Origin of the sequence: Rhizobium sp. N621, from assembly GCF_001664325.1 — a bacterium.
Taxonomy (GTDB): Bacteria; Pseudomonadota; Alphaproteobacteria; order Rhizobiales; family Rhizobiaceae; genus Rhizobium; species Rhizobium esperanzae.
In genome coordinates this window covers 2,661,096-2,687,156 of sequence record NZ_CP013495.1, presented here as the reverse complement: position 1 = coordinate 2,687,156, position 26,061 = coordinate 2,661,096, and the positions used below count along the sequence as shown (strand labels likewise).

26 protein-coding genes are annotated in these 26,061 nt (G+C 63.2%); 12 read left to right on the top strand and 14 right to left on the bottom strand.

Annotated elements, in window-relative coordinates; all coding sequences use genetic code 11:
• The first annotated feature begins 70 nt into the window (after positions 1-70).
• The 4 genes from AMK00_RS13100 (at position 71) to AMK00_RS13085 (ending at position 5,014) form a co-directional block, all read left to right on the top strand.
• On the top strand, positions 71-952 hold the full coding sequence (locus tag AMK00_RS13100) for an NmrA/HSCARG family protein (RefSeq protein WP_064810625.1): 882 nt from the start codon (positions 71-73) through the stop codon (positions 950-952).
• 151 nt (positions 953-1,103) lie between these two features.
• Positions 1,104-1,904 carry a class I SAM-dependent methyltransferase gene (locus AMK00_RS13095; RefSeq protein WP_064811712.1) on the top strand — a complete coding sequence of 267 codons (801 nt, stop codon included), beginning with the start codon at positions 1,104-1,106 and terminating at the stop codon, positions 1,902-1,904.
• Between the two features lie 415 nt (positions 1,905-2,319).
• Entirely contained in the window at positions 2,320-3,831 is a 1,512-nt protein-coding gene (locus tag AMK00_RS13090) for a DUF1800 domain-containing protein (RefSeq protein ID WP_064810624.1), read from the top strand.
• Between the two features lie 10 nt (positions 3,832-3,841).
• Positions 3,842-5,014 (top strand): DUF1501 domain-containing protein, encoded by a 1,173-nt coding sequence (locus AMK00_RS13085; RefSeq protein WP_064810623.1) that lies wholly within the window; start codon positions 3,842-3,844, stop codon positions 5,012-5,014.
• Between the two features lie 294 nt (positions 5,015-5,308).
• On the opposite strand, the gene AMK00_RS13080 is transcribed toward AMK00_RS13085, so the two are convergent.
• The gene (locus tag AMK00_RS13080; RefSeq protein ID WP_064810622.1) at positions 5,309-5,896 is read right to left on the bottom strand and encodes a hypothetical protein; all 588 of its coding nucleotides are present in this window, start codon (positions 5,894-5,896) and stop codon (positions 5,309-5,311) included.
• 18 nt (positions 5,897-5,914) lie between these two features.
• Entirely contained in the window at positions 5,915-6,301 is a 387-nt protein-coding gene (locus AMK00_RS13075; protein ID WP_064810621.1) for an acyl-CoA thioesterase, read from the bottom strand.
• 729 nt (positions 6,302-7,030) lie between these two features.
• Here AMK00_RS13075 and AMK00_RS13065 point away from each other — a divergent pair.
• From AMK00_RS13065 to AMK00_RS13045, 5 genes are all read left to right on the top strand, one after another.
• Complete coding sequence (locus tag AMK00_RS13065; RefSeq protein WP_064810619.1) at positions 7,031-8,851, top strand: methyl-accepting chemotaxis protein; 1,821 nt, start codon at positions 7,031-7,033, stop codon at positions 8,849-8,851.
• Between the two features lie 152 nt (positions 8,852-9,003).
• The gene (locus AMK00_RS13060) at positions 9,004-10,332 is read left to right on the top strand and encodes an extensin-like domain-containing protein (protein ID WP_064810618.1); all 1,329 of its coding nucleotides are present in this window, start codon (positions 9,004-9,006) and stop codon (positions 10,330-10,332) included.
• 126 nt (positions 10,333-10,458) lie between these two features.
• Positions 10,459-10,806 (top strand): hypothetical protein, encoded by a 348-nt coding sequence (locus AMK00_RS13055; RefSeq protein WP_008535048.1) that lies wholly within the window; start codon positions 10,459-10,461, stop codon positions 10,804-10,806.
• A 134-nt stretch (positions 10,807-10,940) separates the two neighbouring features.
• Positions 10,941-11,621 carry a TetR/AcrR family transcriptional regulator gene (locus tag AMK00_RS13050; RefSeq protein WP_237350396.1) on the top strand — a complete coding sequence of 227 codons (681 nt, stop codon included), beginning with the start codon at positions 10,941-10,943 and terminating at the stop codon, positions 11,619-11,621.
• Positions 11,618-12,748 (top strand): FAD-dependent oxidoreductase, encoded by a 1,131-nt coding sequence (locus AMK00_RS13045; RefSeq protein WP_064810617.1) that lies wholly within the window; start codon positions 11,618-11,620, stop codon positions 12,746-12,748. Before AMK00_RS13050 ends, AMK00_RS13045 begins: the two co-directional genes overlap by 4 nt.
• A gap of 89 nt (positions 12,749-12,837) precedes the next feature.
• Here AMK00_RS13045 and AMK00_RS13040 read toward each other — a convergent pair whose 3' ends face one another.
• On the bottom strand, positions 12,838-13,635 hold the full coding sequence (locus AMK00_RS13040) for a class I SAM-dependent methyltransferase (protein WP_064810616.1): 798 nt from the start codon (positions 13,633-13,635) through the stop codon (positions 12,838-12,840).
• A 245-nt stretch (positions 13,636-13,880) separates the two neighbouring features.
• Here AMK00_RS13040 and AMK00_RS13035 point away from each other — a divergent pair, with 245 nt between their 5' ends.
• Positions 13,881-14,276 carry an Ohr family peroxiredoxin gene (locus AMK00_RS13035; RefSeq protein WP_064810615.1) on the top strand — a complete coding sequence of 132 codons (396 nt, stop codon included), beginning with the start codon at positions 13,881-13,883 and terminating at the stop codon, positions 14,274-14,276.
• Between the two features lie 104 nt (positions 14,277-14,380).
• Positions 14,381-15,421: a DUF3095 family protein gene (locus AMK00_RS13030; RefSeq protein WP_064810614.1), complete on the top strand. Its 1,041-nt coding sequence runs from the start codon at positions 14,381-14,383 to the stop codon at positions 15,419-15,421.
• 21 nt (positions 15,422-15,442) lie between these two features.
• Here the strand turns inward: AMK00_RS13030 and AMK00_RS13025 are convergent, their stop codons facing one another.
• Both AMK00_RS13025 and AMK00_RS13020 read right to left on the bottom strand, forming a co-directional pair.
• The gene (locus AMK00_RS13025) at positions 15,443-15,862 is read right to left on the bottom strand and encodes an NUDIX hydrolase (protein ID WP_064810613.1); all 420 of its coding nucleotides are present in this window, start codon (positions 15,860-15,862) and stop codon (positions 15,443-15,445) included.
• 27 nt (positions 15,863-15,889) lie between these two features.
• Positions 15,890-16,387, bottom strand: coding sequence for a MarR family winged helix-turn-helix transcriptional regulator (locus AMK00_RS13020; RefSeq protein ID WP_064810612.1), 498 nt, complete (start codon positions 16,385-16,387; stop codon positions 15,890-15,892).
• Between the two features lie 195 nt (positions 16,388-16,582).
• On the opposite strand from AMK00_RS13020, the gene AMK00_RS30770 reads away from it, so the two are divergent.
• A protein-coding gene (locus AMK00_RS30770; protein ID WP_123876205.1) for an IS630 family transposase occupies positions 16,583-17,531 on the top strand; the annotation gives its coding sequence in 2 pieces (ribosomal slippage) (positions 16,583-16,918 and positions 16,920-17,531; 948 coding nt in all).
• 276 nt (positions 17,532-17,807) lie between these two features.
• Here AMK00_RS30770 and AMK00_RS13010 read toward each other — a convergent pair.
• The 9 genes from AMK00_RS13010 to AMK00_RS12970 all read right to left on the bottom strand — a co-directional run bounded on the left by AMK00_RS13010 (position 17,808) and on the right by AMK00_RS12970 (position 26,058).
• On the bottom strand, positions 17,808-18,800 hold the full coding sequence (locus AMK00_RS13010; protein ID WP_064803292.1) for a dihydroxyacetone kinase subunit DhaK: 993 nt from the start codon (positions 18,798-18,800) through the stop codon (positions 17,808-17,810).
• 38 nt (positions 18,801-18,838) lie between these two features.
• Positions 18,839-19,252 (bottom strand): hypothetical protein, encoded by a 414-nt coding sequence (locus tag AMK00_RS13005; RefSeq protein ID WP_064803291.1) that lies wholly within the window; start codon positions 19,250-19,252, stop codon positions 18,839-18,841.
• A gap of 1 nt (position 19,253) precedes the next feature.
• A complete protein-coding gene (locus tag AMK00_RS13000; protein ID WP_064810610.1) occupies positions 19,254-20,858 on the bottom strand; it encodes a putative PEP-binding protein in 1,605 nt (534 codons plus the stop codon).
• On the bottom strand, positions 20,842-21,186 hold the full coding sequence (locus tag AMK00_RS12995; protein ID WP_064803287.1) for an HPr family phosphocarrier protein: 345 nt from the start codon (positions 21,184-21,186) through the stop codon (positions 20,842-20,844). The genes AMK00_RS13000 and AMK00_RS12995 overlap by 17 nt, the downstream gene beginning before the upstream one ends.
• Positions 21,186-21,584, bottom strand: a complete 399-nt coding sequence (gene dhaM / locus AMK00_RS12990; protein WP_064806193.1) for a dihydroxyacetone kinase phosphoryl donor subunit DhaM — start codon at positions 21,582-21,584, stop codon at positions 21,186-21,188. The genes AMK00_RS12995 and dhaM overlap by 1 nt, the downstream gene beginning before the upstream one ends.
• A gap of 14 nt (positions 21,585-21,598) precedes the next feature.
• Positions 21,599-22,198 carry a dihydroxyacetone kinase subunit DhaL gene (dhaL, locus tag AMK00_RS12985; protein WP_064806195.1) on the bottom strand — a complete coding sequence of 200 codons (600 nt, stop codon included), beginning with the start codon at positions 22,196-22,198 and terminating at the stop codon, positions 21,599-21,601.
• A 68-nt stretch (positions 22,199-22,266) separates the two neighbouring features.
• A complete protein-coding gene (locus AMK00_RS12980; RefSeq protein WP_064810609.1) occupies positions 22,267-23,907 on the bottom strand; it encodes a dihydroxyacetone kinase subunit DhaK in 1,641 nt (546 codons plus the stop codon).
• A gap of 53 nt (positions 23,908-23,960) precedes the next feature.
• Positions 23,961-24,968, bottom strand: coding sequence for an ABC transporter ATP-binding protein (locus AMK00_RS12975; RefSeq protein ID WP_064803284.1), 1,008 nt, complete (start codon positions 24,966-24,968; stop codon positions 23,961-23,963).
• On the bottom strand, positions 24,961-26,058 hold the full coding sequence (locus tag AMK00_RS12970; RefSeq protein ID WP_064803282.1) for an ABC transporter ATP-binding protein: 1,098 nt from the start codon (positions 26,056-26,058) through the stop codon (positions 24,961-24,963). Before AMK00_RS12970 ends, AMK00_RS12975 begins: the two co-directional genes overlap by 8 nt.
• Between the last annotated feature and the right edge of the window lie 3 nt (positions 26,059-26,061).

The following is a 26,061-nucleotide window of genomic DNA, read 5'->3' as shown; positions in this document are numbered from 1 at the left end:
CTTAGGCCATTATGGTTCAATGCGGCAAGTCTTACCTCTGGCTCATCGCCAAACGACAAGGAGCAGAGACATGAGCAAGCCAAGAAGCGTGCTGGTAACGGGCGCGACCGGACAGCAGGGCGGCGCGGTCGCCCGCGCATTGCTGGCGCGGGGCCACCGCGTCAGGGCGATCTGCCGTAGATCGGAGAGCGACAGCGCCAGGCGCCTGGCCGCGGCGGGAGTCGAAGTCGTCGCCGGTGATCTCGACGATGCCGGGTCGGTGACGCAGGCTGCGAGCGGTGTCGACACGATGTTCCTGATGGGCAATAGCTACGAGGCCGGGACGGATGCGGAAACCCGCCAGGGCATCACCGCCGCGAATGCGGCGAAGGCTGCCGGTATCGGGCACCTGATTTATTCCTCCGTCGCCGACGCCGATAGAAGGACCGGCATTCCGCATTTCGACAGCAAGTTTCTGGTCGAGCAGCATATTGCCGGGCTCGGCATTCCCTATACGATCAGCGCGCCCGTCGCCTTCATGGAAAACACCGTGGCGGCGTGGGCTATCGACGGGCTGCGCCAGGGCGTCTACGCCGCAGCCCTGCCGCCCGGGCGCGTGTTGCAGCAGATCTGCCTTGCCGATATCGGCGCCTTCGTTGCGGCCCTGACCGAACGGCGCGAACAGGTATTCGGCAGGCGTTTCGACATTGCCGGTGACGAATTGTCCGGCGAGGAGCAGGTGAAAGTCCTGTCGGAAGTGCTCGGCCGTCCGATCGGCTATCAGGAATTGCTGATTGCCGCGATGCGGCAGCAGAGCGAGGATGCGGCGCTGATGTATGAATGGTTCGACCGCACCGGCTACGACGCCGACATTCTCTCCCTTCGCCGCGATTTTCCTGACGTTGGCTGGCACCGTTACGCCGATTGGGCAGGCGGGTTTGATTGGAGCGTTCTGGACAAGGCTGGCGGCTGACGCGTTCCGCGGCGGTTGACGGCGGCAGATCCTTGGCGCGGGGCCGAGGATGAGGGACAAGGAGATCCGGCGGACCGACAGCGATTATCCGCTTGCGGCCGTCGGCGGCGCGTTCATAATCAGCCACGGTCCTTTGGGGGAGGAGGCTTCAATGCCGTCGAGTTTTCATGTCGAAAGTGCGGATGGTTATGAGCGGCTGATGGGCCGGTGGAGCCGGAAGCTGGCGCCGATGCTCATCGATTTTGCCGGGCTGGCGGATGGCGATCGCGTGCTCGACGTCGGCTGCGGCACCGGCAGCCTGGCGTTCACGCTTGCGCAAACGCCCGGCCTGCGGGAGATCGCCGCCATCGATTATTCTCCTGTCTTCGTCGAGGCGGCGAAACGGGCCAATACCGATCCACGCATATCGTTCCAACAGGCGGATGCCTGCTCCTTGCCTTTCGAGGACGGCCGTTTCGACAGGGCGATTTCGCTGCTGATGCTGCATTTCGTGCCGGAGGCGGGCAAGGCGGTGGCCGAGATGGCTCGCGTCGTCCGCCCCGGCGGCGTGGTCGCCGCCGCCGTCTGGGACCATTACGGCGGTATGTCGAACATGCGGATGCTGTGGGATACTGCCGTCATGCTCGACGAGGACGCGCTGCCGCTGCGCCGCCGATATTGTTTTCAGCCGATGATGCGGCCGGGGGAAATGAAAGAGACCTTCATCGCGCAGGGCCTTTCCGATGTCGAGGAAACCTCGCTCCTGGTGCGGATGGACTATCTTTCCTTCGACGATTATTGGCAGCCGATCGCAGCCGGCGAAGGGCCGCTCGGCAGGTATGTTGCGGGACTCGAGCCGGACAAGAAAAAGGCCGTCGACGCCGCCATTCGGGCCGCCTATGAGGCTGGCGAGCCGGATGGGCCGCGATCGTTCGCTTCGGTGGCGTGGGCGTGCCGGGGCAGGGTAGCTTGAGGCGGTCGGCCGGATGCGCCTGTTGCGATGAAGAGGCGGTGCGGCGGCGAAGAAAGATGCAAGGAGCAACGTTGAGGCGCGTGCTTCGAGGCTCCGCCGTTTTCGGGCTGCGCACCTCAGCATGAGGAAAGCTGGAGGATGTCGCCAAGGCCAGAGAGAGCCTCATCGCGAGGGGCGTTGGCGGAAGCCGCGTTCGAAAGCGCTTGCTGAATGAAAGATCGGGGCCGTCGGCGGGTTGAAACTGAAGCCGCCTACGACAATAAATCGGAGTATCCTTCATGTTCCGCGCATGAAACCTGAGCCTTTTCAGTAGATTACAAATCGTCCATGTCCTGATATCGCCGCATTTCCTACAGATTCCCGTCGCAATCGGGTGTCAGCCTGTCACCATCAAGTGATCAGGAGGTGATCGGGCATGAGCCTCTCTTTCCCGACGATGGCGGCGATCCGGTTCGGTTATGGTTTCCGGCCGGGCGAGGTGGCGCCGCAAAGCAAGGATGAGCTGATCGGGCAGTTATCCAAAGGCGCGGCGGCAACGCCGGATTTTCCGCTCGGCGGCCCCGACATGCGTCACCGGGCGATCCTCAGCCTGCAGGACCAGCTGAAGCAGATCCGGGAAGATGCCAAGACGGTCACTGACGATCCGACGCGGCGCGAGATGCGTAAGGCTGTGCAGCGCCAGGCGCAGCAGCAGTTTCAGCACGACGCGAACCTGCGGCTGATGCAGGCGGTGCTGTCGCCCCACGGCTTTTACGAGCGGCTTTCGACCTTCTGGACCGATCATTTCTCCACCAGCGCCAATAAGAGCCTGCCGATGCGCCTTATCGTGCCGCTCTACGAGGCCGAGGCAATCCGGCCGTTCATTTCGGGCAGGTTCGGCGATCTTCTGCGCAGCGCCACCGCTCATCCCGCCATGCTGATCTACCTCGACCAGGCGGATTCGCTCGGGCCGGATTCGGCCGGCGGCGTCAAGCGCAACAAGGGGCTGAACGAAAATCTCGGACGCGAGCTCCTGGAACTGCACACGCTCGGGGCCGGCAGCGGCTATACCCAGGCGGATGTTACCGCCGCGGCCATGGTGCTGACGGGACTCACTATCGACCGCAAGGAGATGGATATCGCCTTTCGGCCGAACATTTCGGAGCCCGGCGAGCATCAGGTGCTCGGCGTCAGTTATGGCGGGCGCCGGCGCTCGCGCGAGGATTATCTCGACATGCTCGACGACCTCTCGGTCCATCCGAAGACGGCGGCGCATATCAGCCGCAAGCTCGCGGTGCATTTCGTCTCCGACCAACCAGACGAGGGGATGGTCTCTGATATGGCGGCCGCGTGGAAGAAGACGGATGGCGACCTCACCGCCGTCTATACCGCCATGCTCGACCATCCGGCCGCCTGGCAGAACGAGGGCGCCAAGGCGCGCCAGCCGTTCGATTTTGTTGTTGCCGGTCTGAGGGCGCTGAACGCGGGGCCGGTCAACGGCGTCGTCGGCAGCTTCCTGGCAGCCAATCAGCAGGGAACGGACGAGGGCGATATGGCTGCCAATACGCCTGGTATGGCGGGAGCGCCAGTGACGACGGACCCCGCCGGAGAGGCGAGGGACAAGCGGCTCAAGGCCTTTCGGGCGGCGCGGGCATTGGGGCAGGGGGCGCTGAAGCGCATGGGCCAGCCGATCTGGCTGCCGCCGAGCCCTGCCGGTTTCGAGGAAGGCTTTTCCGCCTGGATCACCGGCAGCCAGCTCGCCGAGCGTCTGGCCTGGGCAAGGCGGGCCGCGGCGCAGTTTGGCCGCGACGAGGATCCGCGCGCGTTCCTGAGATCGACGCTTGCCGATGCCGCGCGCGATGAAACGATCCGCGTGGTATCGCAGGCGCCGAACAGGATCAGCGGTTTGACGCTGGTGCTGGCATCGCCGGAATTCAACCGCCGATAGGAGGCTCCCAATGAACCGGATCTTGCTTTCCCGCCGCGGTTTTCTGACCTCGGCCTGCTGTCTTGCCGCCGCCCCCGTCTTCACGCCGGTCAGCTTCGCGGCGATGCCGGGCGATAATCGTTTCGTCACCATCGTCCTGCGCGGCGCGATGGATGGGCTCGACCTGGTGCAGCCTTACGGCGACGCCGGTTTTGCCGCGCTCAGGCCGACCCTGGCGCTGACGCCGGATAGCGGGCTTCTCGATCTCGACGGGCATTTCGGCCTCAATCCCGCCGCCGCCGACCTGATGCCGCTCTGGAAGAGCCGAGAGCTCGCCTTCGTCCATGCTGTGTCGACGCCCTATCGCGACCAGCGCAGCCATTTCGACGGGCAGGACATGCTTGAATCCGGCGGCGAACATGTCGCCGAGGAAAAGACTGGCTGGCTGAACCGGGCGCTCGCTGTCATCCCCCGCTCGGATGCGCGCAAGGCGATCGACGTCAACACGTCGACGGAGCTGATCCTCTCCGGGCCGAACAATGTCGACGTCTGGGCATCGGATTCCAATCTGGCGCCGGCGCGTGACGAGATGCAGTTCCTGGCGCGGCTCTATGCCGGTGATCCGCCCTTCGCCCAGGCACTTGCCGAGGCGACGCGCGCCGACGGCGCTGCGATGATGATCGAGCTGGACGGCGAGCGCGGCGAGAAGATCGGCGACGTCGCGACGCTTGCGGCCAACATGCTGAAGGGCGATTACCGCATCGCCAGCTTCTCGATCACCGGGTGGGACACCCATATCGGCCAGGCCGGCCAATTCAAGCGACCGGCAGGGGATCTCGCCCAGGCGATCAACACGCTGAAGACGACGCTCGGGCCCGAGATCTGGGCAAAGACGATGGTGCTTGCCATGACGGAATTCGGCCGCACCGTCCGCCAGAACGGCTCCGCCGGCACCGACCACGGCACCGGCGGCTGCGCTGTCCTTGCCGGCGGCGCGATCAACGGCGGCCGCATCCTCGGCCGCTGGCCGGGGATCGGCGATGGCCAGCTGCTCGACGACCGCGACCTGATGCCGACGGCCGACGTGCGCGAGGTGGCGGCGGCGATGCTCTACCGGCAGTTCGATGTCGGTGTGGACGATCTGACGGGGAAGATATTTCCCGGGCTGGGCTTTGATAAGGGATCACAGTTTTTGAAGGTGTGAGAGGGGCGGGACGGCACGACGACCAACCCTCATGGTGAGGAGCCCGAAGGGCCGTCTCGAACCACGGGGGCGGGTGGCTTGGCATCACGCCAGCATCCGCACTCGGCGAAGCGGAGGCCAGCCCGTCCTTCGAGGCCCCTGCGGGGGCACCTCCAGGATGAGGCTGGAGAGAGGGCGCGACCTTCCAACAAGGTTTGAGAATTTGCCGCTGCCCGGTCCCTCGCTTTCGCTCAGGGCGTTCGGCCCCGCAATCGATTCACCGGATCGATCGCTCCCGCTTCGCGGAACCGGGCCTCACTCCAACACATCATAAAGCCTGAAGATGAAGCTCACCTGGTAGAGCAGGTTGCCGATGACGAAGATTGTGTGGAAGCGGCGGTTCGCGGTCCAGGCGGCGAGGGCGCAGAGCAGGATGTAGACGATGTTACGGGCGGGATATTCCCAGCCGAGCGAGAGGATGCGCTCCGGACCTTTGATCGCCGTGTCGAGGATATCGACGGCGTAGATCAGGCCGAGGACGCCGAAGAACCATTTACGCCGCGAAATGAAATATTCCTCGTAGCCGCCATATTCATCGAGGCTCGCCGGGAAGAGCAGGGCGCAGAGCAGGAAGAACAGGCTGCAGAAGCAGACGAGGAAGAGATAGATGCCGAAGCCGATGACGGGCACGGCCTGCAGGCGGTATTCCCACCACCAGATATGGATGATGAAGAGGAACAGGGACAGCGCCCAGCCGAGATGGACGACATAGACCCGCGCGTTGGCCGGGTGTTGGACGATACCGGCCACGCCGGTCAACAGCCTCGCGAGCGAAAGGCTGATGACCATGCCCATCACCACCTTAATATGAACGAAGACCTCCGGCGAGCTGACCGTTTCCATGGTGTCGATCCCGGCCTGTCACTCCTCGGGGACTTGCTTGGGCTTGCCCTCTTCGTCGAGCGCCACCATGATGAAGGTGGCGGCGGTGACCTTTTCCATCTTGGCATAACGCGAGCGGTGCGCCCAGGCTTCGACGATCAGCGTAATCGATGTGCGCCCGACGCGGTCGATATCGGTATAGACCGAAAGCGTATCGCCGATCTTGACCGGCAAATCGAAGGCCATCTCCTTGACGGCGGCGGTGACGACGCGGCCCTTGGCGCGCTCGGCGGCGCGGATGCCGGAGGCAAGGTCCATCTGCGCCATGACCCAGCCGCCGAAAATATCGCCGGCCGGATTGGCATCGCCAGGCATGGCGAGCGTGCGCAGCGTCAGTTCGCCTCTCGGCTTGGCGGCATCGGTCATCAAAAGATCTCCATCTGATCTGGGGTTGGCCGGTGATTCACTTGAAGTCACCCTAGTGCATGATATCGAGACGTGTCAGTGGTTTTCCAGGCATAAGATGCGCAAGATTGACCCCATCGCAGCCTGTCAGCGCTCTACGCGGAAAAGCAACCGGTAGCCATGCTGAAACGTGAGCGAGCGCCAATCGACTTTGACTGTTGAAAAATGTCAGGTGAGATTTCGCCCGGTTTAGGCGATGCAGCGGAGCAATGAATGTACTCGGAGATAGGTACTTATGTGTTGGTCTGTTTCATAGCAGTCTTGGTAACAGCTGTTTTTTGCGATGCGCTCCGAAACGGTCGTTTGCTGTTTCAAACCGGTTTTTCTGGTCAGCGATCTGCACTTCGCCGGAGCGACCATCCGATTTTGTTCTGGCTGCTCACCTTCTTGTTCTTTTGCGGGTTCTGCGTCGCATGGGCTGCTTGGTGGCAAGAGACGATTTTGTTGTTGAAGTTGCTTAATCTTGCGGACTAGCGGGTAAGGTCTCTCGAAGTCATATACCAAGGAACGGCAGACCAAATATGGCAGCTCGCATCGATCTAAATTCCACTCGTTTTCAGCCGATTGATTTTCACAATCGGAATCTCACCTCACGTTATTCAATTATCTTCTAATAAAATTTTACGCTCCGGTAATTCCGGTAGTTCAGAATGTGAGCGGTCTCATGTCCAAGAATCGCCGGGAACCCTCATGCGTAACGTCAAGATTTCCACCCGTCTTTACTGCCTCGTCGGCTTCACGCTTGCCGTGCTCGCCGCGACGATGGTCTTCTTTCTGAACTATTCCTATTCCGAGCTGGAAGCGGAGCGGAAGGTCGGGCTGGAGAAGATGGAGGCGACAGCTCTCGGCATCTTCGACAAATATTACAAGATGGAACAGGCGGGTACGATGACCCGTGAGCAGGCGCAGGCGGCCGCCAAGGACGTGATCGGCGCCATGCGCTACGGCGCCGACGGCTATTTCTGGATCAATGACATGCGCCCCGCTATGGTGATGCATCCGATCAAGCCGCAACTGAACGGCACCGATATCTCCCAGATGAAGGACCCGACCGGCAAGTTCCTGTTCGTCGAGTTCGTCAACAAGGTGAAGAAGGACGGCAAGGGCTTCGTTGATTATTACTGGCCGAAGCCGGGCGCCGATGATCCGGTGCTGAAATATTCCTATGTCGCCGGTTTCGAGCCCTGGGGCTGGATCGTCGGCACCGGCGTCTATGCCGATGATCTGGCGGCGCTCTATCGCCAGAATGCGATCTGGGCTGCAGCGCTCTGCCTGCTTGGCGCGGCCGCCACCATCGCGATCGCTTATGCTATCGTCCGCAGTGTGACGGCGCCGATTGCCCGACTGAAGACGGCGATGAATGCGATTGCCGCCGAGGAAGCATCGGTCGAGATCGCCGGCGCTGACCGTCGCGACGAGATCGGCCAGATGGCCAAGGCGCTGCTGGTTCTGCGCGACTCTGTCGACGAGCGTAGCGCATTGCGCGGACGCGAAGACGAAAGGCAGCGCCAGATCGAGGACGAGCGCCGTGGCAACGAGGCGAGCTTGCGCTCGGCTTCCGAGCGGCAGAGCCGCGCGATGCAGGCGCTCGGTGTCGGCCTGGAGAAGCTTGCAAGCGGCGATCTGACCGTTTCGATCGGCGATATCGGTGACGATTACGCGAAACTGCGCAGCGACTTCAACGCCGCCGTCGATGCGCTGAACGGCGTCATCCATGCGATCGCCGAATCGAGCCGCGTCGTCAACGACAGCGCGTCCGACATCAGCGAGGCGACCGGTAATCTGTCGAAGCGCACGGAGCAGCAGGCGGCCGCACTCGAAGAAACGGCCGCAGCGCTCGACGAAATCACCGCGACGGTCAAGACCGCGTCCGAGCGGGCGAACGAGGCGCGCGAGATGGTGGCCGAAACCAAGGCGAGCGCCGGCCGCTCCGGCGACATCGTCCGCAACGCCGTGACCGCGATGGGCCGGATCGAGGAATCCTCGAGCCGCATCAACCAGATCATCTCTGTTATCGATGAGATTGCCTTCCAGACGAATCTGCTGGCGCTGAACGCCGGCGTCGAGGCTGCGCGGGCCGGCGAGGCGGGCCGCGGCTTCGCCGTCGTCGCCCAGGAAGTGCGCGAACTTGCGCAGCGTTCCGCCAATGCGGCCAAGGAGATCAAGGAACTGATCAGCCGGTCGGCTGCGGAAGTCGAGGGCGGGGTTGCGCTGGTGCGCTCGACAGGTGACGCGCTGCTGGAGATCGAGGCGCTGGTCAACCAGGTGAACGACCATGTCGCCTCGATCGCGACGGCGGCGCGCGAGCAGTCGACGGGGCTCAACGAGATCAACAGCTCCGTCAATCACATGGACCAGATGACGCAGCAGAACGCTGCGATGGTCGAGGAGACGACGGCGGCCAGCCGCACGCTTGCCGACGAAAGTACGCAGCTGAAGACGCTGCTTGCGAATTTCCGGCTGCGCGAGGCGGGGCGTCCGACCGAAACCCGATACACACGGGCAGCGTGAAAAACAGCAAAGATCAAAGGCCGGGCGACCGGCCTTTTTCAATTCCCACCGCCTTCAGATTGTGCCGGTAAGTTTTCATTCACCGTTTTTAATTAAAATTGGACCGAGTTTTTTCGGTCACTCTGCGGCCGGCCCATGGAAGCGATAAGAGTATGGCGTTTGTTTCCTTTCCGCGGCGAGCCTTCCTGCCCGTGCTGCTCTCGGCGGCGCTGACCACCTGTTCGATCAGCGATGGGCTGGTGCCGCCGGCCAATGTCGACAATGGCACCCGGGTCAGTTCGATTTCACCGTCTCGCGGTGCCGCGCGTATGGCGCGTGCGGAGCGCCTTGCGCCGGCGGAAACTCAGGCCTCCTATCCCGTCTCCGGCGGGCCTGTCGGCAGCAGCCAGGGCTCGGTCGATTATCTCGATACGCCGAACCTTGCCGGCACCGGGCACGCGGCACAGGCGCCGCAGATGCTGGCCGCGCCGGAATCCCATGGCCGCAAGCTGCCGATGATCGACAGCGACGAGGCGCTGGCGGCAGGCCAGCCGAACGGCAACTGGGGCGGCACGCAGAACCTTGCTGTCCCGTCCGGCGGTGTCAACATGGATGAAGAGCTCGGGGCCGAACCGGTCGTCGGGCTGGCGCAGGAACAGCAGCAGCAGATCGCCGAGGGCAACGCCAGCGAACCTGTCGTCGACGGCATCGGCACCGACAGTCCGGCTCAGATCAATCAGCCAGTGCGCCAGTCCGCACCCCGGGCAATGCCGCAGCCGGCAGCCCAGGCCGAGATGAGCTCAGCCCCCGCCTGGAATGACGGCCGCCCTGTCTTGGAGCCGACCCGCGTTCCCGAAGAGGACGAGAGCGAAGAAGTCGCGATGCTCCGGCCCAACAATCCGATGATGAGCCAGCCCGCCGCACCGGTCGACCCGAGCGTCATGCCGGCTTCCGAGCTCGCCTGCCGGCGCGAACTGAAGCGTATGGGCGTGCTCTTCGACGAGAAGCCGCCGATATCGCAAGGGCCGGCCTGCCAGGTCCCTTATCCGGTCTCGCTAAAGGGCCTTTCCGGCAATATCGGCGTGCAGCCGGCGGTGACGCTGAATTGCCAGGTGACGCTCGCCTTCGCCAAGTGGGTGAAGAACGAGTTGGCGCCGTCGGCCCGCTTTCGCTACTGGAGCGGCATCAAGACGATCCAGCCGCTCGGCGGCTATTCCTGCCGGCGCATGAACAACAGCCGGCAGAGATATAATCCGATGTCGGAACACGCCCGCGGGAATGCTATCGACGTCGGCAAGTTCGTGCTGAAGAACGGCCACGCGATCGATGTGCGCAAGAAAGGCCTGTTCTCCTATCGCGAGGGCCGGCTGCTGAAGGCGGTACGCACCGATAGCTGCCGCTATTTTAACACGGTGCTCGGGCCGGGCAGCAACCCGGAACACTGGAACCACTTCCATTTCGATCTGCGCTCCCGCAAGAGCGGCAAGGTCTATTGCGACTGAGCTTGTGGCATTGTCGGAGAGAGGCGCAGTCACGCTGCATGACGTCCGCCGGCAGAAAAGGGTTCATCCCCGCCGCCGGGCGCGCTATAGAACGGCGAGGCGGATTGCCGTTTGAGAGTTTGATCCATGAGCTATGAATTTCATGTCGGCCAGAAGGTGGTCTGCATCAACGACACCTTCAAGCATGTCAGCATCGACCAGCTGATCCGTAAGGGCGAGATCTATACGATCCGCTGGGTGGGCGAATATACCCACTATGTCGACGGCACGTTCATCGGGGTGAAGCTCGCGGAAATCCATCGCGGTAATGATGACGGGCCGGAAGGCTACGGCGCCGCCGACATGCCCTATCGTGCGACGCGCTTCCGGCCGCTGGTGAAGGACAAGATCGCATCGCTGCGCAAGCTTCTGGCGCCGACGCCCGATGCGCCGGTCGAACCGAAGGAAAAGACCAGGAAAAAAGAGAAGGTCTGAGCGCCGCTCCGGCGCTGCAGCGGCCGACAGCCCACAAATCCGTCAGGTTTCGAACGGTGATCTCCGGTTCTGCTGGTTGACACCCATCGACGAACATGTTTGTTACGAACATGTTCGTTAATGGAGATAGGTCAATGGCGCGACAGCCCAGGAGCCGGCGCGAGAGGCCGAGCAAGCCGGCTTTGAGCCGCGAGGGGATCGTTGAAGCAGCGTTGCACCTGTTCCATCAGGAAGGACTGGCGAAGGTCACGATGCGGCGTGTGGCCGCCGTGCTCGATACCGGGCCTGCGTCGCTTTACGTTTATATCAGCGACACCGAGGATCTTCACGCCGAGATCCTCGATGCGCTGCTTGCGGGCGTTGCCGTGCCTTCTTCGTCAGCGGATTGGCGCGGCCGGCTGAAAGGCACGCTTCGCAGCTATATGGCGGTGCTTTTCGAGCATCCGGAACTGGCGCGGATGGCAATGTCGACCATGCCGAGCGGAGCGAACTACCTCGCACTTGTCGAGACGATTCTGGCGCTCCTGAACGAGGGTGGCGTGCCGGACGCCGATGCGGCATGGGCGCTCGATCTGCTGCTGCTCTACGCCACGGCGCAGGCCGCCGAAAAGGCCGCCTGGAAGGCATCATCACGCTCGCCATCGGAGTTCTCCTCGCTGACGGTGGCGATCGAAGCGGCCGATGCCGAGGCGCTGCCCAATATCACGCGGCTCAGCGGCGATCTGCTTTCAGGCGGCGGCGACCGGCTGGATTGGGCATTCGATGTGCTGATCAATGGCGTTCTCGCGGCACGACGTGCGGAGACGAAAGCATGATCAACATTCTCGGCGCCGGCCTCGGCGGCCTTGTACTCGCCCGCATCCTGCATATCCACGGAATGGATGTGCGCATCTTCGAAAGCGACGCCTCCCCCTCCGCGCGGCATCAGGGCGGCATGCTCGATATGCATGTGGAGACCGGCCAGAAAGCGCTCGAGGCGGCCGGCCTCTACGAGAAGTTTCGCAAGATCGTCCTGGAGGAAGGCGATGCCTTTCGCGTTCTCGACAAGGCGGGCAGGGTGCATCTCGCGGAAGCCGGCAACGATCTGCGTCCCGAAGTCGAGCGCGGCCAATTGCGGGCCATGCTGATCGCATCGCTGCCGGAAGGGATCATCCGGTGGGGGCATCGCGCTACTGCTGTCGCTGCCGCGGCGGATGGCGCCTATATCGTCAGCTTCGCGAACGGGCTATCGGTCCGGACGGACGTGCTGATCAGCGCCGACGGCGCCTGGTCGAAGGTGCGGCCGCTGCTGACCGATAGCGAGCCGGTCTATACCGGCCTGTCTTTTGCGGAAGCGCGTTTGACGGAGGTCTCCGCCCGGTTTCCGAAGCAGGCCGAGATCGTCGGGAAGGGGACAATGATGGCGCTTTCCGAACGCAAGGCCATTCTGGCTCATCGCGAGCCGGGCGATATGATCTGCAGCTACGCTGCCTTCGAGGCGCCGGCCGAGTGGTCGGCCGAAGTCGTATCGAAGGCCGGCGGCCTGCTCGAAGACGTGCTGGCGCGGTTCGACGGCTGGGACCGGTCGCTCGTCGATCTCATCGCCAGGAGCGAGGCGCCTTTGGTTGCAAGGCCGCTCTTTGCCTTGCCCGTCGGCCTTCGCTGGGGTCGCAGGGCCGGTGTCACCCTGATCGGCGATGCCGCGCATCTGATGTCTCCCTTCGCCGGTGAGGGAGCCAATCTCGCTATGCGCGACGGCGCGGACCTGGCCCAGGCGATCCTCGCTCACGACGATATCGAGGCGGCGCTCGCCAGCTACGAAACCGCCATGTTTCCCCGCAGCGAAAGCGCTGCTCAGGAATCAACCGCGGGTCTTGCTCTCTGCTTCAACGACCAGGCGCCGCATCCTCTCGTCGATTTCTTCCTCGGTATGCGTCCGGGGGTGGAGGCGGTTGCTACGTGATAGGCAATCTCAGGGAATTCTTCACGCTCACCGCCGGCACTGTTCTCGGCGATCTCGGCCGGACGCGTTCCTGAAAGACGGCGATCCGATCAGGCCGTTTTCCTGCTGAGGAACAGCCCGGTCTCCTTGCTGACATCGAGCGCGCCGCTGCCTTGCCTGAAGGCATCGGCGATCGCCCTGCGAAAACCGCTGAGCTGAGGCTCGCCGGCGCCTTCGCCGGGCGGATAAGAGGTCAGGGCCAGGAAGACATCCTCGGGTTCGGTGATCCGCATGCTTGCCGGATACTGCGACATGGCGACGTTTCCGAATCGCGTCCGCATCATTTGCTCGGCGGCGTCATATCCAAAGGCTACGGCTGCCGGATCGGTCGGCGCGCTGCCGAAGACGGTCGTCAGGCGATAGATCTCGCGCATATTGCCGATGCCGTTGGTGGTGACCGCGAGAAAGCCGCCCGGTTTCAGCACCCTCGCCATCTCCGCGATGCCGGCGGCGGGGTCGGGCAGGTGATAGAGCATATGCATGGCGATCACGAGATCGAAGGCGCCGTCTTCGAAGGGAAGGGCGGCGGCATCGGCCCGGCAGCCTCGAACGGAACCGAAGGGCAATGCGCCGCAGCGCGCCACTGCCTCGTCGACCATGCCTGGCGAAAGGTCGGTGAGCGTCAGCTGCAGATTCTCCGCCAGCAGATCCGCCGTTACCGCCCAGAACCATGCCGGCCCGCAGCCGACGTCGAGGACGCGATCTGCCGGTTTCAAAGGCAGCTGCGCGGCAACCCATGGAAACCAGCCCGTTTCGGCGATCGTATATTCGGTATGGAGCCTGGCGCGGGCGGCGAGCTTGCGGCTGTCGCCATATTGTCTCGAATTGCCTTCGGTTATGGAGGACATCTCAACTCTCCGTCTTCCTCGTGAAGCCCCGAGCCTCGAGGCAAGCCTATAGGCGGCCTCCTTCCCGGACAAGACGTGAATGCGCAACCGGTCGAGCTGCCTGTGCGGCTGGCTCAAGTTTTCCCGGAAAATAAATCGTATCCGATTAAATCGGAATGGTGTTGACATCGGATTCGGTTCGACATATTAACACGCATCCGATTTAATCGGGTACGTTAAAAATCATCAACCGAAAGGATACGACAATGACCGAGAAGCTTCTTTTCGCCGGCAAGACCCACATCGCCGGCGGTCACAACGGCTATGCACGCAGCAGCGACGGCACGCTCGACATCAAGCTGCCGCACCCGCACCCGGCGGCCGAAAACCTGTTCGGCGCCGCCTGGTCGGCCTGCTATATCGGCGCCATCGAGCTCGCCGCCGCGCAGCGGAAGATCACTTTGCCAGCCGGGCCCGAGGTCGATGCCGAAATTACGCTCAACGGCGATAACGGCTCGTACTTCCTGCGTGCACGACTCAATGTCAGCCTTGCAGACATCGACCGTGAGATCGCACAGGAACTGATCGAGGCGGCCCATAGCATCTGCCCTTACTCCAAGGCAGTCCGCGGCAATATCGACGTCGAAACCAAGCTTATCTGAACAGGAGGGGCCGGCGTCGCGCCGTCACCTTCAAGCGGGGGTCTGCCGATCGGCAGACCCGCTTCTGAGCCAGCAGCCAAACCTGCCGATCCGGAGGACATGCCATGATCAACAGCCACGCGGAGCCGCGCCGGGCCGCCTATGACGAGTTTTCGCTGGTGCTCGATCCCGATGTCTACGAGCCGTTGCCCGACGATTGGCTGATCGGCATCACCGATGTCGTCAGCTCGACCGCGGCGATCCGATCGGGACGCTATGAAGACGTCAATTATGCCGGCGCATCGATCATCGCCGCCCTCGGCAACGCCTGGGGTTCGTTCGCTTTTCCCTTCGTGTTTCGCGGAGACGGAGCAGCCTTCGCCTTGCCGGCGAACGGCATCATGGCGGCGACATCGGCCTTGCGTGACGTCGCGGGCTTCGCCAAAGCCGAGCTTCATCTCGACCTGCGTGTCGGGCTCGTCACCGTCGGCGAAATCCGTGCCAACGGGCGCGACGTCAGGATCGCGCGCTATGCCGCTTCCGAGAGCGCGACCTATGCGATGTTTGCCGGAGGCGGGCTCAAATGGGCGGACCAGCAGATCAAGAATGGCCGCTTTCTGGTCAAGCCCGGCCGTTATGCGATGACGCCTGACCTGACGGGCTTGAGCTGCGACTGGGCGCCGTTCCCGAGCCAGCGTGGCGAGATCCTGTCATTGTTGGTCGAGCCGCGCGACCACACGCGCCCGGAGGTGTTTGCGGCGCTGGCAAGACGCGTGCTCGCGGTTTTCGATGCCGCGCCGCGCCGGTCTCATCCGCTTTCCGGAGGGACGGCTATGGCAAGAGAGAAGCAGGTCAGCGCGAAACGCTGGTCGGAGGTCGCCTCCAATTCGGATTTCCGCAAGTTCGACGACGGCCTGCGCCTGACGCTGGACTGCGCGCCGGACCAGATCGACAGCGTGGAAGCCATGCTCGATGCAGCGCGGGCGCGCGGCGAGATCGACTTCGGGCTGCACCGCCAGTCTCACGCGCTGATGACCTGCCTCGTGCCATCGGGGCGGCCGGATTCGCATCTGCATTTCCTTGATGGAATGGGCGGCGGTTACGCGAAAGCGGCCGAGATGATGGAGGAAGACGCGCTTGCGGAGGGAAGGCAGCGCGCTCTGTAGGGGCGCGCCACTTCTTTTCCGTCATGATGCCTGCCGGTTCGTTTTCGGTCTGAGCAGGTTTAAGAGCATTTCACAAAGCTGAGGCGGCGCCAGTTCGGTTTCGCATTCTATCTCCGCGGCGGTAAACCATCTGAGCGCCGTGTGTTCATCGCCGATAAGTCGCGGAGAGTCCTGCCATCGGTCGACGTGATAGACATGGAAGGTGGCGGATGCCCCGGGCGGGCTTTCCGAAACGAACTCTCCGGCCAACAGCCAGTGCTGCGGCGTCACGCCGATTTCTTCCAGCAATTCCCGGCGCAGTGCCGTCTCGGCGTCTTCGCCGTCTTCGACGTGACCGCCCGGCAGGCTCCACCGCTCCGGGTGCGTCCTGCGTTCCGAACTTCGCCTGGCGAGAAGAACGCTCCCATTCCCGATCAATGCACCGATTGCGATCTCGGGCATGTCACTAGGCGAAGACATGTGCCGCGATCATGATTTTTGCAGCTCCGCCTGCGCCCGTAGCAGGTTGTCGCGCAGCCGCGTCACCGATTTCTGCACGACGGGGAAATCGTCGCCGAGGCCGACGGCGTCGATCAGGGCGGAGCCGGGATCGGTCTCGAGAAGATCGCGCCCCGCTGGCGTCAGGCTGACACGCACCTGGCGTTCATCGGCGGGATCGCGGTGGCGGGTGATAAAGCCGGCCGACTCCAGCTTCTTCAGAATGGGCGTCAGCGTGTTGGATTCGAGGAACAGCTTTTCTCCCAGCATGCTGACCGTCTGGTTGTCCTCCTCGCAGAGGGCCACCATGGCAATATACTGCGTATAGGTCAGGCCGAGCGCGTCGAGGATCGGCTTGTAGGCGCGGCCGAAGGCGAGATTGGCCGAATAGACCGCGAAGCACAGGAAGGTCGACAGCTTCCTGCTGCCGGCCTCCTTGAAGGCGGGCGCAGCCGTGTCGGCCTTTTCTGCGGTTTTAGACGTGATCATGGCTCTGTCCTGTCCGGGGTTTCAATAACTATATATATCGCATCCGATTAAATCGCAACGGTGCAAGTGGTGTTTCGAAAAGGCCGGTGCCGTCGGCCCAGGCTTAGAGCGCTTCCGATTTTAGCTGAATCGGAAGGGATTCCGTTTCTGGCCGTTTTGTGATTCAAGATGCTGGCTGGAGGAGGCCAGCATCGGATGACTCGACCTCTTTCAAATGATCTTCGCAAGCGTGTTGTTGATGCCATCGAAGCCGGCGAGAGCTGCCGGTCGGTGGCGGTGCGGTTCGGTATTGCGGTGTCTTCAGCGGTGAAGTGGTCTCAGCGCTACCGTTCGAGCGGATCTGTGGCGCCTGGGAAGATGGGCGGTCACCGCAAGCGTGTTCTCGAGCCGTACCGGGCGTTTATCGCCGAGCGAATTAACCAGACGCCGCATCTATCACTGCACGGATTGAAGGCAGAATTGGCCGCACGAGGGGTGAAGGTATCCCACGACACCGTATGGCAATTCCTGCGGCGCGAGGGGCTGCGGTTCAAAAAAAACACTGTTCGCCCTTGAACAGGGACGTGCCGACATCGCGCGGCGACGACAACGCTGGCGGTCCTGGCAGACCGGTCTCGATCCTAGGCGGCTGGTCTTCATCGACGAAACCTGGATCAAGACCAACATGGCGCCGCTTCGGGGCTGGGGGCCGAAGGGCAAACGCCTACGCGGCTTCGCCCCGCATGGCCATTGGCGCACCCTGACTTTCCTGGGCGCGTTGCGCTACGATCGGCTTGCCGCGCCTTGTGTCTTCGATGGACCCATCAATGGCGAATGCTTCCGAGCCTATGTCGAACAGCAACTCCTATCGGTGCTCGAACCCGGCGACATCGTCGTGATGGATAATCTCGGCTCCCACAAGTCGGTCGCCATCCGTCAGATGATCCGCAACGCTGGTGCCCGACTCTGGTACCTGCCGCCATACTCTCCCGACCTCAATCCGATCGAACAGGCCTTCGCCAAAATCAAGCACTGGATGCGCCTGGCTCAGAAGCGAACGATCGATGACACTTGGCGCCATATCGGACACCTCGTCACAACCATCGGGCCCAGCGAATGCAGCAACTACTTCGCCAATGCCGGATATGCTTCCGTGAAAACCTGAAACGCTCTAGGCGAATTTCTCCGTCGCAGCGGTGAAGCCGCCGGAGGAGCCGGATGGTTCGACGCATTCTGGGATGAGCGGTATTGAAGGGCGCTGACGGTCGATCCGCAGCCGGTGCTTTCCCGCAGCGAGCTCAGCCATGCCGACTGGCACGTGCTCGACCTCGTCTATCTCTCGACCGGCGCGTTTCGCATCGGCGGCTGGCTGCCGCTGCCGCGGAGGGCAGGTGCGGTGCGGCCTCGGCGCCGCTTTCCATCTGATATTTCTGGATTGCGGTTACGGCCAACGCAGAGCCGCCGTCGCCACCGGCGCGTCCCAGAGAGCGATTTCCTCGTCGGTCAGCAAAGCAAGGGTGACAGACAGCCCCTGCATGTCGAGCGAGGTGACGTAGGTTCCAACAAGCGAGCGCTCGATCGGAATGCCTCTTTCCTCGATGAAACGGCGGGCGCTGTTATAGGCGAGGTAGAGTTCGGCGGGCGGCGTGCCGCCGAGGCCGTTGACGAACAGCAGGGCTCGCATGCCCGGCGCTGCCGCGATGTCATCGGCGATGGTTTCGCAGAGATGTCCGATGATGGCGTCGGCGGCGGCGAAGGGCTGCCTGACATGGCCGGGCTCGCCGTGGATGCCGACGCCCATTTCCATTTCGCCGGGTCCGAGCGCAAATGTCTTGCGTTCGGTCTGCGGCACTGTCACGCCGTTCAGGGCCACACCCATCGAGCGGTAGCGTCTGTTCAATCCCTCGCCAAGCTGCTTCAATTCGGCAAGCGACATTCCGCGTTCGGCCGCGGCACCTATGAGCTTTTCGACGATCAGCGTTCCGGCGACGCCGCGCCGGCCGCGGCCTTCGCCTGTTCTCGACGTCTCGATATCGTCGCTGACGACGACCATGTCGAGGCTGTGGCGGTCGCCGGCCATCTCGATCGCCATTTCGAAATTCATCAGGTCGCCATCGTAATTCTTGACCACGAGCAGGCAGCCGGCGCCGGTGTCCGCCTCCTCAATGGCGGCAATGATCTGGCTCGGTGTCGGCGAGGTGAAGATATGGCCGACACAGGCGGCATCCAGCATTCCCTGGCCGATGAAGCCGATATGCATCGGTTCATGGCCGGCGCCGCCGCCTGAGATGAGCGCCACCTTGCCCAACGTGAGGTGGCGGCGGCGGATGCATTTGCGCTCGGCCCCGAACACCACGAAGGCCTCATGGGCGCGCACGAAGCCTTCGACGCTTTCGGCGACCATGGTTTCCGCAGTGTTCATGAACTTCTTCATCAAGCCCCTCCCAGAGCCAAGCATTACGCCACGTCAGTTCACTGCTCACTCGCTTCTGAAATCGCGACGATCTTCTGCACAAGATCGGAGATCGCCTCTTCGAGCAGGCGGTTTTTGCGATCGTCACCGAAGTCAGGCACCATCAGCGACAGGTGCCGCAATTTCTCAGAATGGCCGAGATCCGGCAGCTTGCCGGGATGGGCAGCCTGATAGGCTTCGAGAAAGCGCTCCTCTTCAGCGGCGCTGAAATGGCAGACACGGACGATGGTTGCCAGATGGCGCGCCGGCAGCGGGGTCGCATATGTCGGACTGGTGATCTGGGTAACGAAGCTGCGATGTTTGCCAAGCGCCGTCGCCAGGCGCTGGCGCGTGCCCGATGGTCTGTTGTCGATGATCTGCGCCAGAATGGACTTGTAGACTATAATGGCGTCTTCGGTGTCTTCGCGCGCCATTCTATTCTCCGGCTGCCTTTGTGCCATCGGCATTGAGACCGATGATTGCCGAGCTTATCGCGGGACGCCGGGCCGGCGCCACGGAAAAATGCCGGAGGCCAGCGGCGAGCAGCCCGGAGAGATAGCGGGGATCGCCGGCCATATCGCCGCAGATGCTAACGGGCTTGCCGGCGGCAAGCTTCACCGCCTGGGCAATAAGCCGGAGCACGGCGGGTGCGGCCTTGCCGGCATCGACGTTGATGTCGTCGCGGGCGGATGCGGCAAGATACTGTGTGAGATCGTTGGTTCCGAACGAGAAGAACGCCGCCGACCCGAAGGTGTCGAGCATCAATGCGGCCGATGGTACCTCAACCATCATGCCGATCGGCGGCATCCGGTGTGGCAGCGAACGGCGGCCGAGCCTTTCGGCTTCTTCCCGGAATATCTCGCGCATCCTGTCGATTTCCTCGGGAAAAGTCACCATCGGCAGCATCACCGAGAGCTTGCCGTAGACGGCGGCGCGCAGCAGGGCGCGGGCCTGCACACGGGCAATTTCCGGCCGGGCAAGCAGCAGCCGGATGCCGCGCAGGCCCGGTTCGAGAATCAGCATGTCTTCGAGGCCGGTGAGCGGCTTATCGCCGCCGATGTCGAGCATTCTTATGATCACTGGCTTTTCCCCCGCCTGTTCCAGCACACGGCGATAGATCGCCACTTGCCTTTCCTCGTTGGCGGCATCGGCGAGCGAAGTGACCGAAAATTCCGAGCGCATCAGGCCGACGCCCGCCGTTGCCGGATCGAGCGCGTCGATCTCGGCGGGATCGTTGATGTTGATGGAGATGAGGATCGGCACGCTGTCCGCCGTGCGGAGCTCGCCGCTTACGGTTTGCGTGTCGACGGCAGGCACTTGAGTGGGTGCCGGCGGCGGGATCAGCATGCCGCCCGCCTGCAGAATGACCGCACCGGCGTCGCCATCCACACTGACAGGATCGCCGTCTGCGGCTGAAAAGCGCCCGGTGGCGACAACCATCGGCACGGATTTCGCCCGTGCGAGCAGGGCGACATGGCCGGCGGTGCTGCCCGCAAACAGCGCGATGCCGCCGCCTTTCGACCAGTCGTGGGCGAGAAAGCGACTTGGCTCCATGTCCTTGCCGACGAAGACCGAGCCGGCCGGGAAATCGGCAACCGGGGTGCCGGCGAGCGCGCCGAGCACACGGTTCTTGATGTCGAGAATATCGACGGCACGCGCCCGCATCTGTTCCTCGTCGGCCGCTTCGAGTTCGCTGATATAGGCGTCGAGCGTGGCGACCCAGGCGAAGACCACGTTCTGGTCCTTTTCCATACGCGCGCCGGTCGCTTCCGCGATCGTTGGATCTCGCAGCACCTCGATCTGAAAATCGATGATATCGCGGCTTTCGGCATCGGCGCCCTCGGCAAGGCGCTCGAGTTCGCCGATCGAGATATCGATCGCCTTTTCCAGCGCGCCGAATCCGCCGGCGATTTGAGGCGGGAGATCGGCGTCCGGCCGCTCGGCGGCGGAAGGAGCTTTCGGCTCCTCCGCGAGAAAGGCCGGGCCGGATGCGACGCCCGGGGATGCGCTCTTTGCTTTCAGCCTAAGCGGTTCGGCCATGTTTCTTTTCCTCATCGAAATTGCGCTCGATGAGTTCCTTCAGCGCACGGATCGCCTCTTCGGCGAGAATGCCGTCGGCGCGGATCCGGAGGACAGACCCTTTGCGGATTCTCGCATTCATGATCTTGATGATGCTCTTGCCGTTCAGCCAAACGTCGCTGCCGTTGACTGCGACCTCGATCGAACAAGGGAAGGACTTGGCAAGCCGCGTGAAGGTGACGGAGGGGCGGGCATGCAGCCCGACGCCGTGCTTGACTTCCACCTCCGTCTGGCAGTTCACATGCAATGGACCAGGCTCCTGTTTTTCAATACGCAATCCGTTCGTCATCAGGGGGACAGTTCCTCGGCTGTAGCGACGACCTTGGCCAGTGACGCGCCCCCCGACGCTTCGGCAGCAGCGATGACGGCGCCTTCGACCAAAGGCGCGTTGCAAATGGAGACGAGCGCCGAACGGGGAAGCCCCAGCATTTCGATCGCCATCTCGCTGTTGGTTTCGGCGCCGCCGAGATCGACGAAGACGGCGACGCCGGCATCGGACCAGGCGGCTTCGATCGCCCTCAGGATGCCGCCAGCATCGGTACCGAGTTCGCCGTGGACATTGCCGCCCGACCAAGCGAGCGGCACGCAGTCGCCGACCATCTGGCGCACCATGTCGGCTATGCCGCGTGCCACCAGCGGCGAGTGGGAAACGATCACGATACCCACGTTTGCGGTCTTAGCAGTCATGTCGGTCCTTGCATTCATTGGGGCCGCTGCTCCCCGAGATAGCGGCAGATCGCAGTGGTCAGCAACGCGCAGCTCCACGCGCCGGGATCGACGTGGCCGATCGAACGGTCGCCGAGATAAGCCGCACGCCCGCGCATTGCCTTCATCGCGGCGGTCCTATTGGCGGAACGTTCGGCCTTGCGGGCGATGTCACCGAGTGGTGATCGCTTCGCCAGTGCCGCATGTACGGGATAGAGTACGTCGAGTAGGGTCTTGTCGCCCGTATGGGCGCGTCCGCGCCTTGCCACCGCGTCGATCGCCTGTTTCAGCACCTGCGGAAAATCGGCCGCTTCCTCACTTTTGCGAAGCTCGCGGCCGATCTCCATCAGCAACGTGCCGTAAAGCGGGCCGGCCGCACCGCCGACATTCATCACCAGCGCCAGGCCGATCTTTTCCACCGCGTCGGGGAAGGGCAGGTTGGACAGGCTCTCGCCCTCGGCGCTCACCGCCTCGCAGCCGCGCCGCATATTGGTTCCGTGATCGCCATCGCCGATGGCGCGATCGAGCGCGCAAAGGTGATCGGTATTCTCCGCGATCGTCGCGCGGCACACCTCGATCAATCCTGCCACCAGCATCGGTTCCGCCTGCACTGCCGTCCTCCCTGTCGCCACATCTCCCGCGCGGCTCTCAAACTTTACGCCGCTCAGGCCAGGCTTGCCACCACGCCGAACGCGCCAGCAACGGCGACCGCACCGGGATCGGCAACCCCCGCCAGATCCCTTTCTCCGACATAGGAGGCGCGTCCGGCTCTCGCCTTCGTCATCGTCTTCGTCGACTCCGCACCCGCTGCGGCTGCCTTTGCGGCTGCGCCGACATCGCCGGATGCGAGCGCCTGCAGGGCAGGCGAGAGCGCATCGACCATCGTCCGGTCGCCAACTGAGGCTCCACCATAGAACGTCATCCTGTCGAGCCCGGCAAGAAGGGCTGCCGATATATCGGCCTTGTCGGCCATCGCCTTTGCCGCCGCTGTGAAGAAGATCGACAGCAGCACGCCGCTCGATCCGCCCATGCTGGTACGGAGAATATCGCCAAGCGAGGCGAGCGTTGCCGCCGGCCGGTCGAGCGGCAGCATGTCCAGGCGCGCAAGCACGCTGCGGGCGCCCGTCGCCACCGTCGAGCCGGTATCGCCGTCGCCGACGCGGCCGTCCAGCCTATTGAGTTCGCTTTCCTGCGAAATCAGATGCTCACAGAGCGCCGTGATCAGGCGACGGTTGCGGCTGTTCTCCCCGGCCACTGCCGCGCCGTTCAATCCGGCTGATGTTTTCGGCGCGGCGATGATCTGGATCTCGTGGAGCTCGACGGCCGGCACCCAGGCATGCGGTTCGACCGTAGCCGTCAGCGCCGCTTCACGCGCGGCATCCAGCCGGATCAGCGACAGCGAGAAACCGTTCATGTTGAGCGCAGTCATCATCGGCGCTGGGCCGATGATCAGCCGGATGCGGCGGCCAAGCGATGAGGACAGCACGGCATTGGCGATGACGGTCATTTCGAGCGGCGGCACGGCGCCGAGATTGTTGATGAGGAGGGCGTGACTTGCCCCCTCGCGCAGCGCAGGCGACAGGCGCGCCACCATGGTGGCGACGATATCGGCGACTGGCTGCATGGCGATACGCTCAAGGCCGGGCTCGCCATGGATGCCGAGGCCGAGTTCGCCTTCATCAGCGCCGAGACGGTCCTCATGCGCCTGGCCGGGCACGCTGCAGGTGGAGAGAGACATGCCGAGCGAGACGATATCGCCAGCCGCACTTCTGGCCTGGGCTGTGACCGTTGTCAGGTCCTCGCCCCTTTCGGCGTGATAGCCAACGATCTTATGGACGAACAGCGTGCCGGCGACGCCGCGCGGCTGGTTGATGCCGGGGATGGCGATGTCGTCGGCGACGATGACCATCTCGACGTCAAAGCCTTCGGCGCGCGCCTTTTCGGCGGCGAGGCCGAAATTCAGGCGGTCGCCGGTGTAGTTCTTGACGATCAGCAGGGCGCCCTTAGGGCCCGTCACGGCGCGAATCGCCGTCAGCACGGCATCGACACTCGGGGACGCAAAGATTTCGCCGGAGACGGCTGCCGTCAGCATGCCCTTGCCGACGAAGCCAGCATGCGAAGGCTCATGGCCGGCGCCGCCGCCGGAGATGATCGCCACCTTCGACTTGTCCCAGTCCGCGCGCAGGATCACCTTGATGTCGGGAAAGCTGTCGAGGCGGGCGAGACGACCGTTGCCGCTCGTCAAAAGCAGACCGTCCAGAGCTTCGGTAACGATAGTTTCCCTGCGGTTGAAAAAGTGTTTCATCGATTGAGACCCGTCTGTTTGTTTTTCATGCCGTCGTCATGTGTGTTTGCCGGTCAGGATAGGCGCTGTCCAGCCGCATCGAAATAAAGCGGATCGCGCAGCGTCAGGCTGATCCGGTCGCCCGGCGCGATCGCCAGATATGGATCTGCAAGTGTGACGAGCTTGTGATTGCCAGCTCTAATATGGAGATGGTTTTGGTCGCCGAGATGCTCGATCCAGTCGATCTCGGCATTGGCGTCCTTGCCGACAATGATATCGAGATGTTCGGTGCGGGCGCCGACTGTTTTTGTACCAGCCGGCGGCTGACCGCCGGGAAGCAGGTCCGCCGGCAGAAGGTTGATATGCGGCTGGCCGAGGCGGGCGGCGACATGCAGGTTGGCGGGATTGCTGTAGATTTCGCGCGGCGTTCCGACCTGCATCAGCCGGCCCTCGGCAACGATGCCGATACGGTCGGCCATGGTCATGGCTTCCACCTGGTCGTGGGTGACATAGAGCAGCGTCGAGCCCAACTCCTTCTGGATGCGCTTCAGCTCCAGGCGGAGTTCGGCGCGCAGCTTGGCGTCGAGCGAAGACAGGGGCTCGTCCATCAGATAGATCGCCGGCCGGCGCACCAGTGCCCGGCCGATCGCGACACGCTGCATCTCGCCGCCGGAAAGCCTGGTCGAGCGGTTGGCGAGTTTATGGTCGATCCGGACCATGCGCGCGACCTCGCGCACGCGGCGGTCGATCATCTCGGCGCTCAGCTTGCGCACAGGCGCCTTCAGCGGGAAGGCGAGGTTGTCGTAGACCGTCATGTGCGGATAGAGCGAATATTGCTGGAAGACGAAGGCGACATCGCGTTCGGCGGGCGCCTCAGTGGCGACATTGCGGCCACCGATTTCGATGCGGCCGCTGTCCGGCTTTTCCAAGCCGGCGATCAGCCGCAGCGTCGTGGTCTTGCCGGCGCCTGTGGGACCGAGCAGCACGACGAATTCGCCGTCGCGGATCGACAGATCGAGATCGGCCAAAGCCTGAGTATCGCCGAAGCGCTTGGCGAGGTTCCTAAGGACGATGTCAGCCATGCCGGGTCTCCTGATAAAGCTGCGATGGCACCGCGCGGCCCGACGTGCAGTCGAAGAGCGTGAGTTTTACCGGGTTGAATTCCAAGCCGACGGTCTCGCCGATCCGGAAGGTGCGATTGGCGGGAACGCGGGCCTTTATAAGGCTGCCCCGAGTTTCGACAGCCACGACCTGATTGGTGCCGAGATATTCGCTGCCGTAGACGGCGCCGCGAAGGGGCGACGCATCGCTGAAGCGGATATGCTCCGGCCGCACGCCGAGCGCCAGCTCGCTCTCGGCCATGTCCTGATGGATCTCGGGAACAGCGACATCGACTCCATCGATCACGATGGACGTGTCGCCGCTTTTCAGGCCCGAGGTGAAGCGCATGAAGTTCATCGGCGGCGAGCCGATGAAATCGGCGACATACATGGTCGCGGGCTTGGCATAGATCTCCTGCGGCGTGCCGAACTGCTCGATGACGCCATGGTTCATGACGGCGATCTTGTCGGCCATCGCCATTGCCTCGTGCTGGTCATGAGTGACGTAGACGGTGGTGGCATGGATGCGGTTGTGCAGTTCGCGCAGCTCGTGGACCATGACCTCGCGGAACTCGGCGTCGAGCGTGCCGAGCGGCTCGTCCATCAGGAAGCATTTCGGGCGCCGGACGATGGCGCGGCCGAGCGCCACACGCTGCCGGTCGCCGCCGGCAAGGCCGGAGACTGAGCGGTTGAGAATACGATCGATCTGTAGGAGCCGCGCGGTCTCTTCGACGCGCTGACGGATTTCGGCCTTGGGCATGCCCTGTGACAGCAAGGGGAAGCCGATATTCTTGCGCACATTCATATGCGGGTAGAGCGCAAAGAGCTGGAAGACGAAGGCTATGTCGCGGGCGCTGGCGCGGTTGAAGGTGACGTCCTCCCCGTCGAGATAGATCTTGCCGCTCGAGGGCAGCTCGAGGCCGGCGATCATGCGAAGCGTCGTCGTCTTGCCGCAGCCTGATGGACCGAGCAGCGCCAGGAACTCGCCGTCATGGACGGTGAAGCTCGAATCCTGAACGGCAACGAAGCTGCCGAATTCCTTGCGGAGATTTTCAATCCGGATGTCCGCCATGGT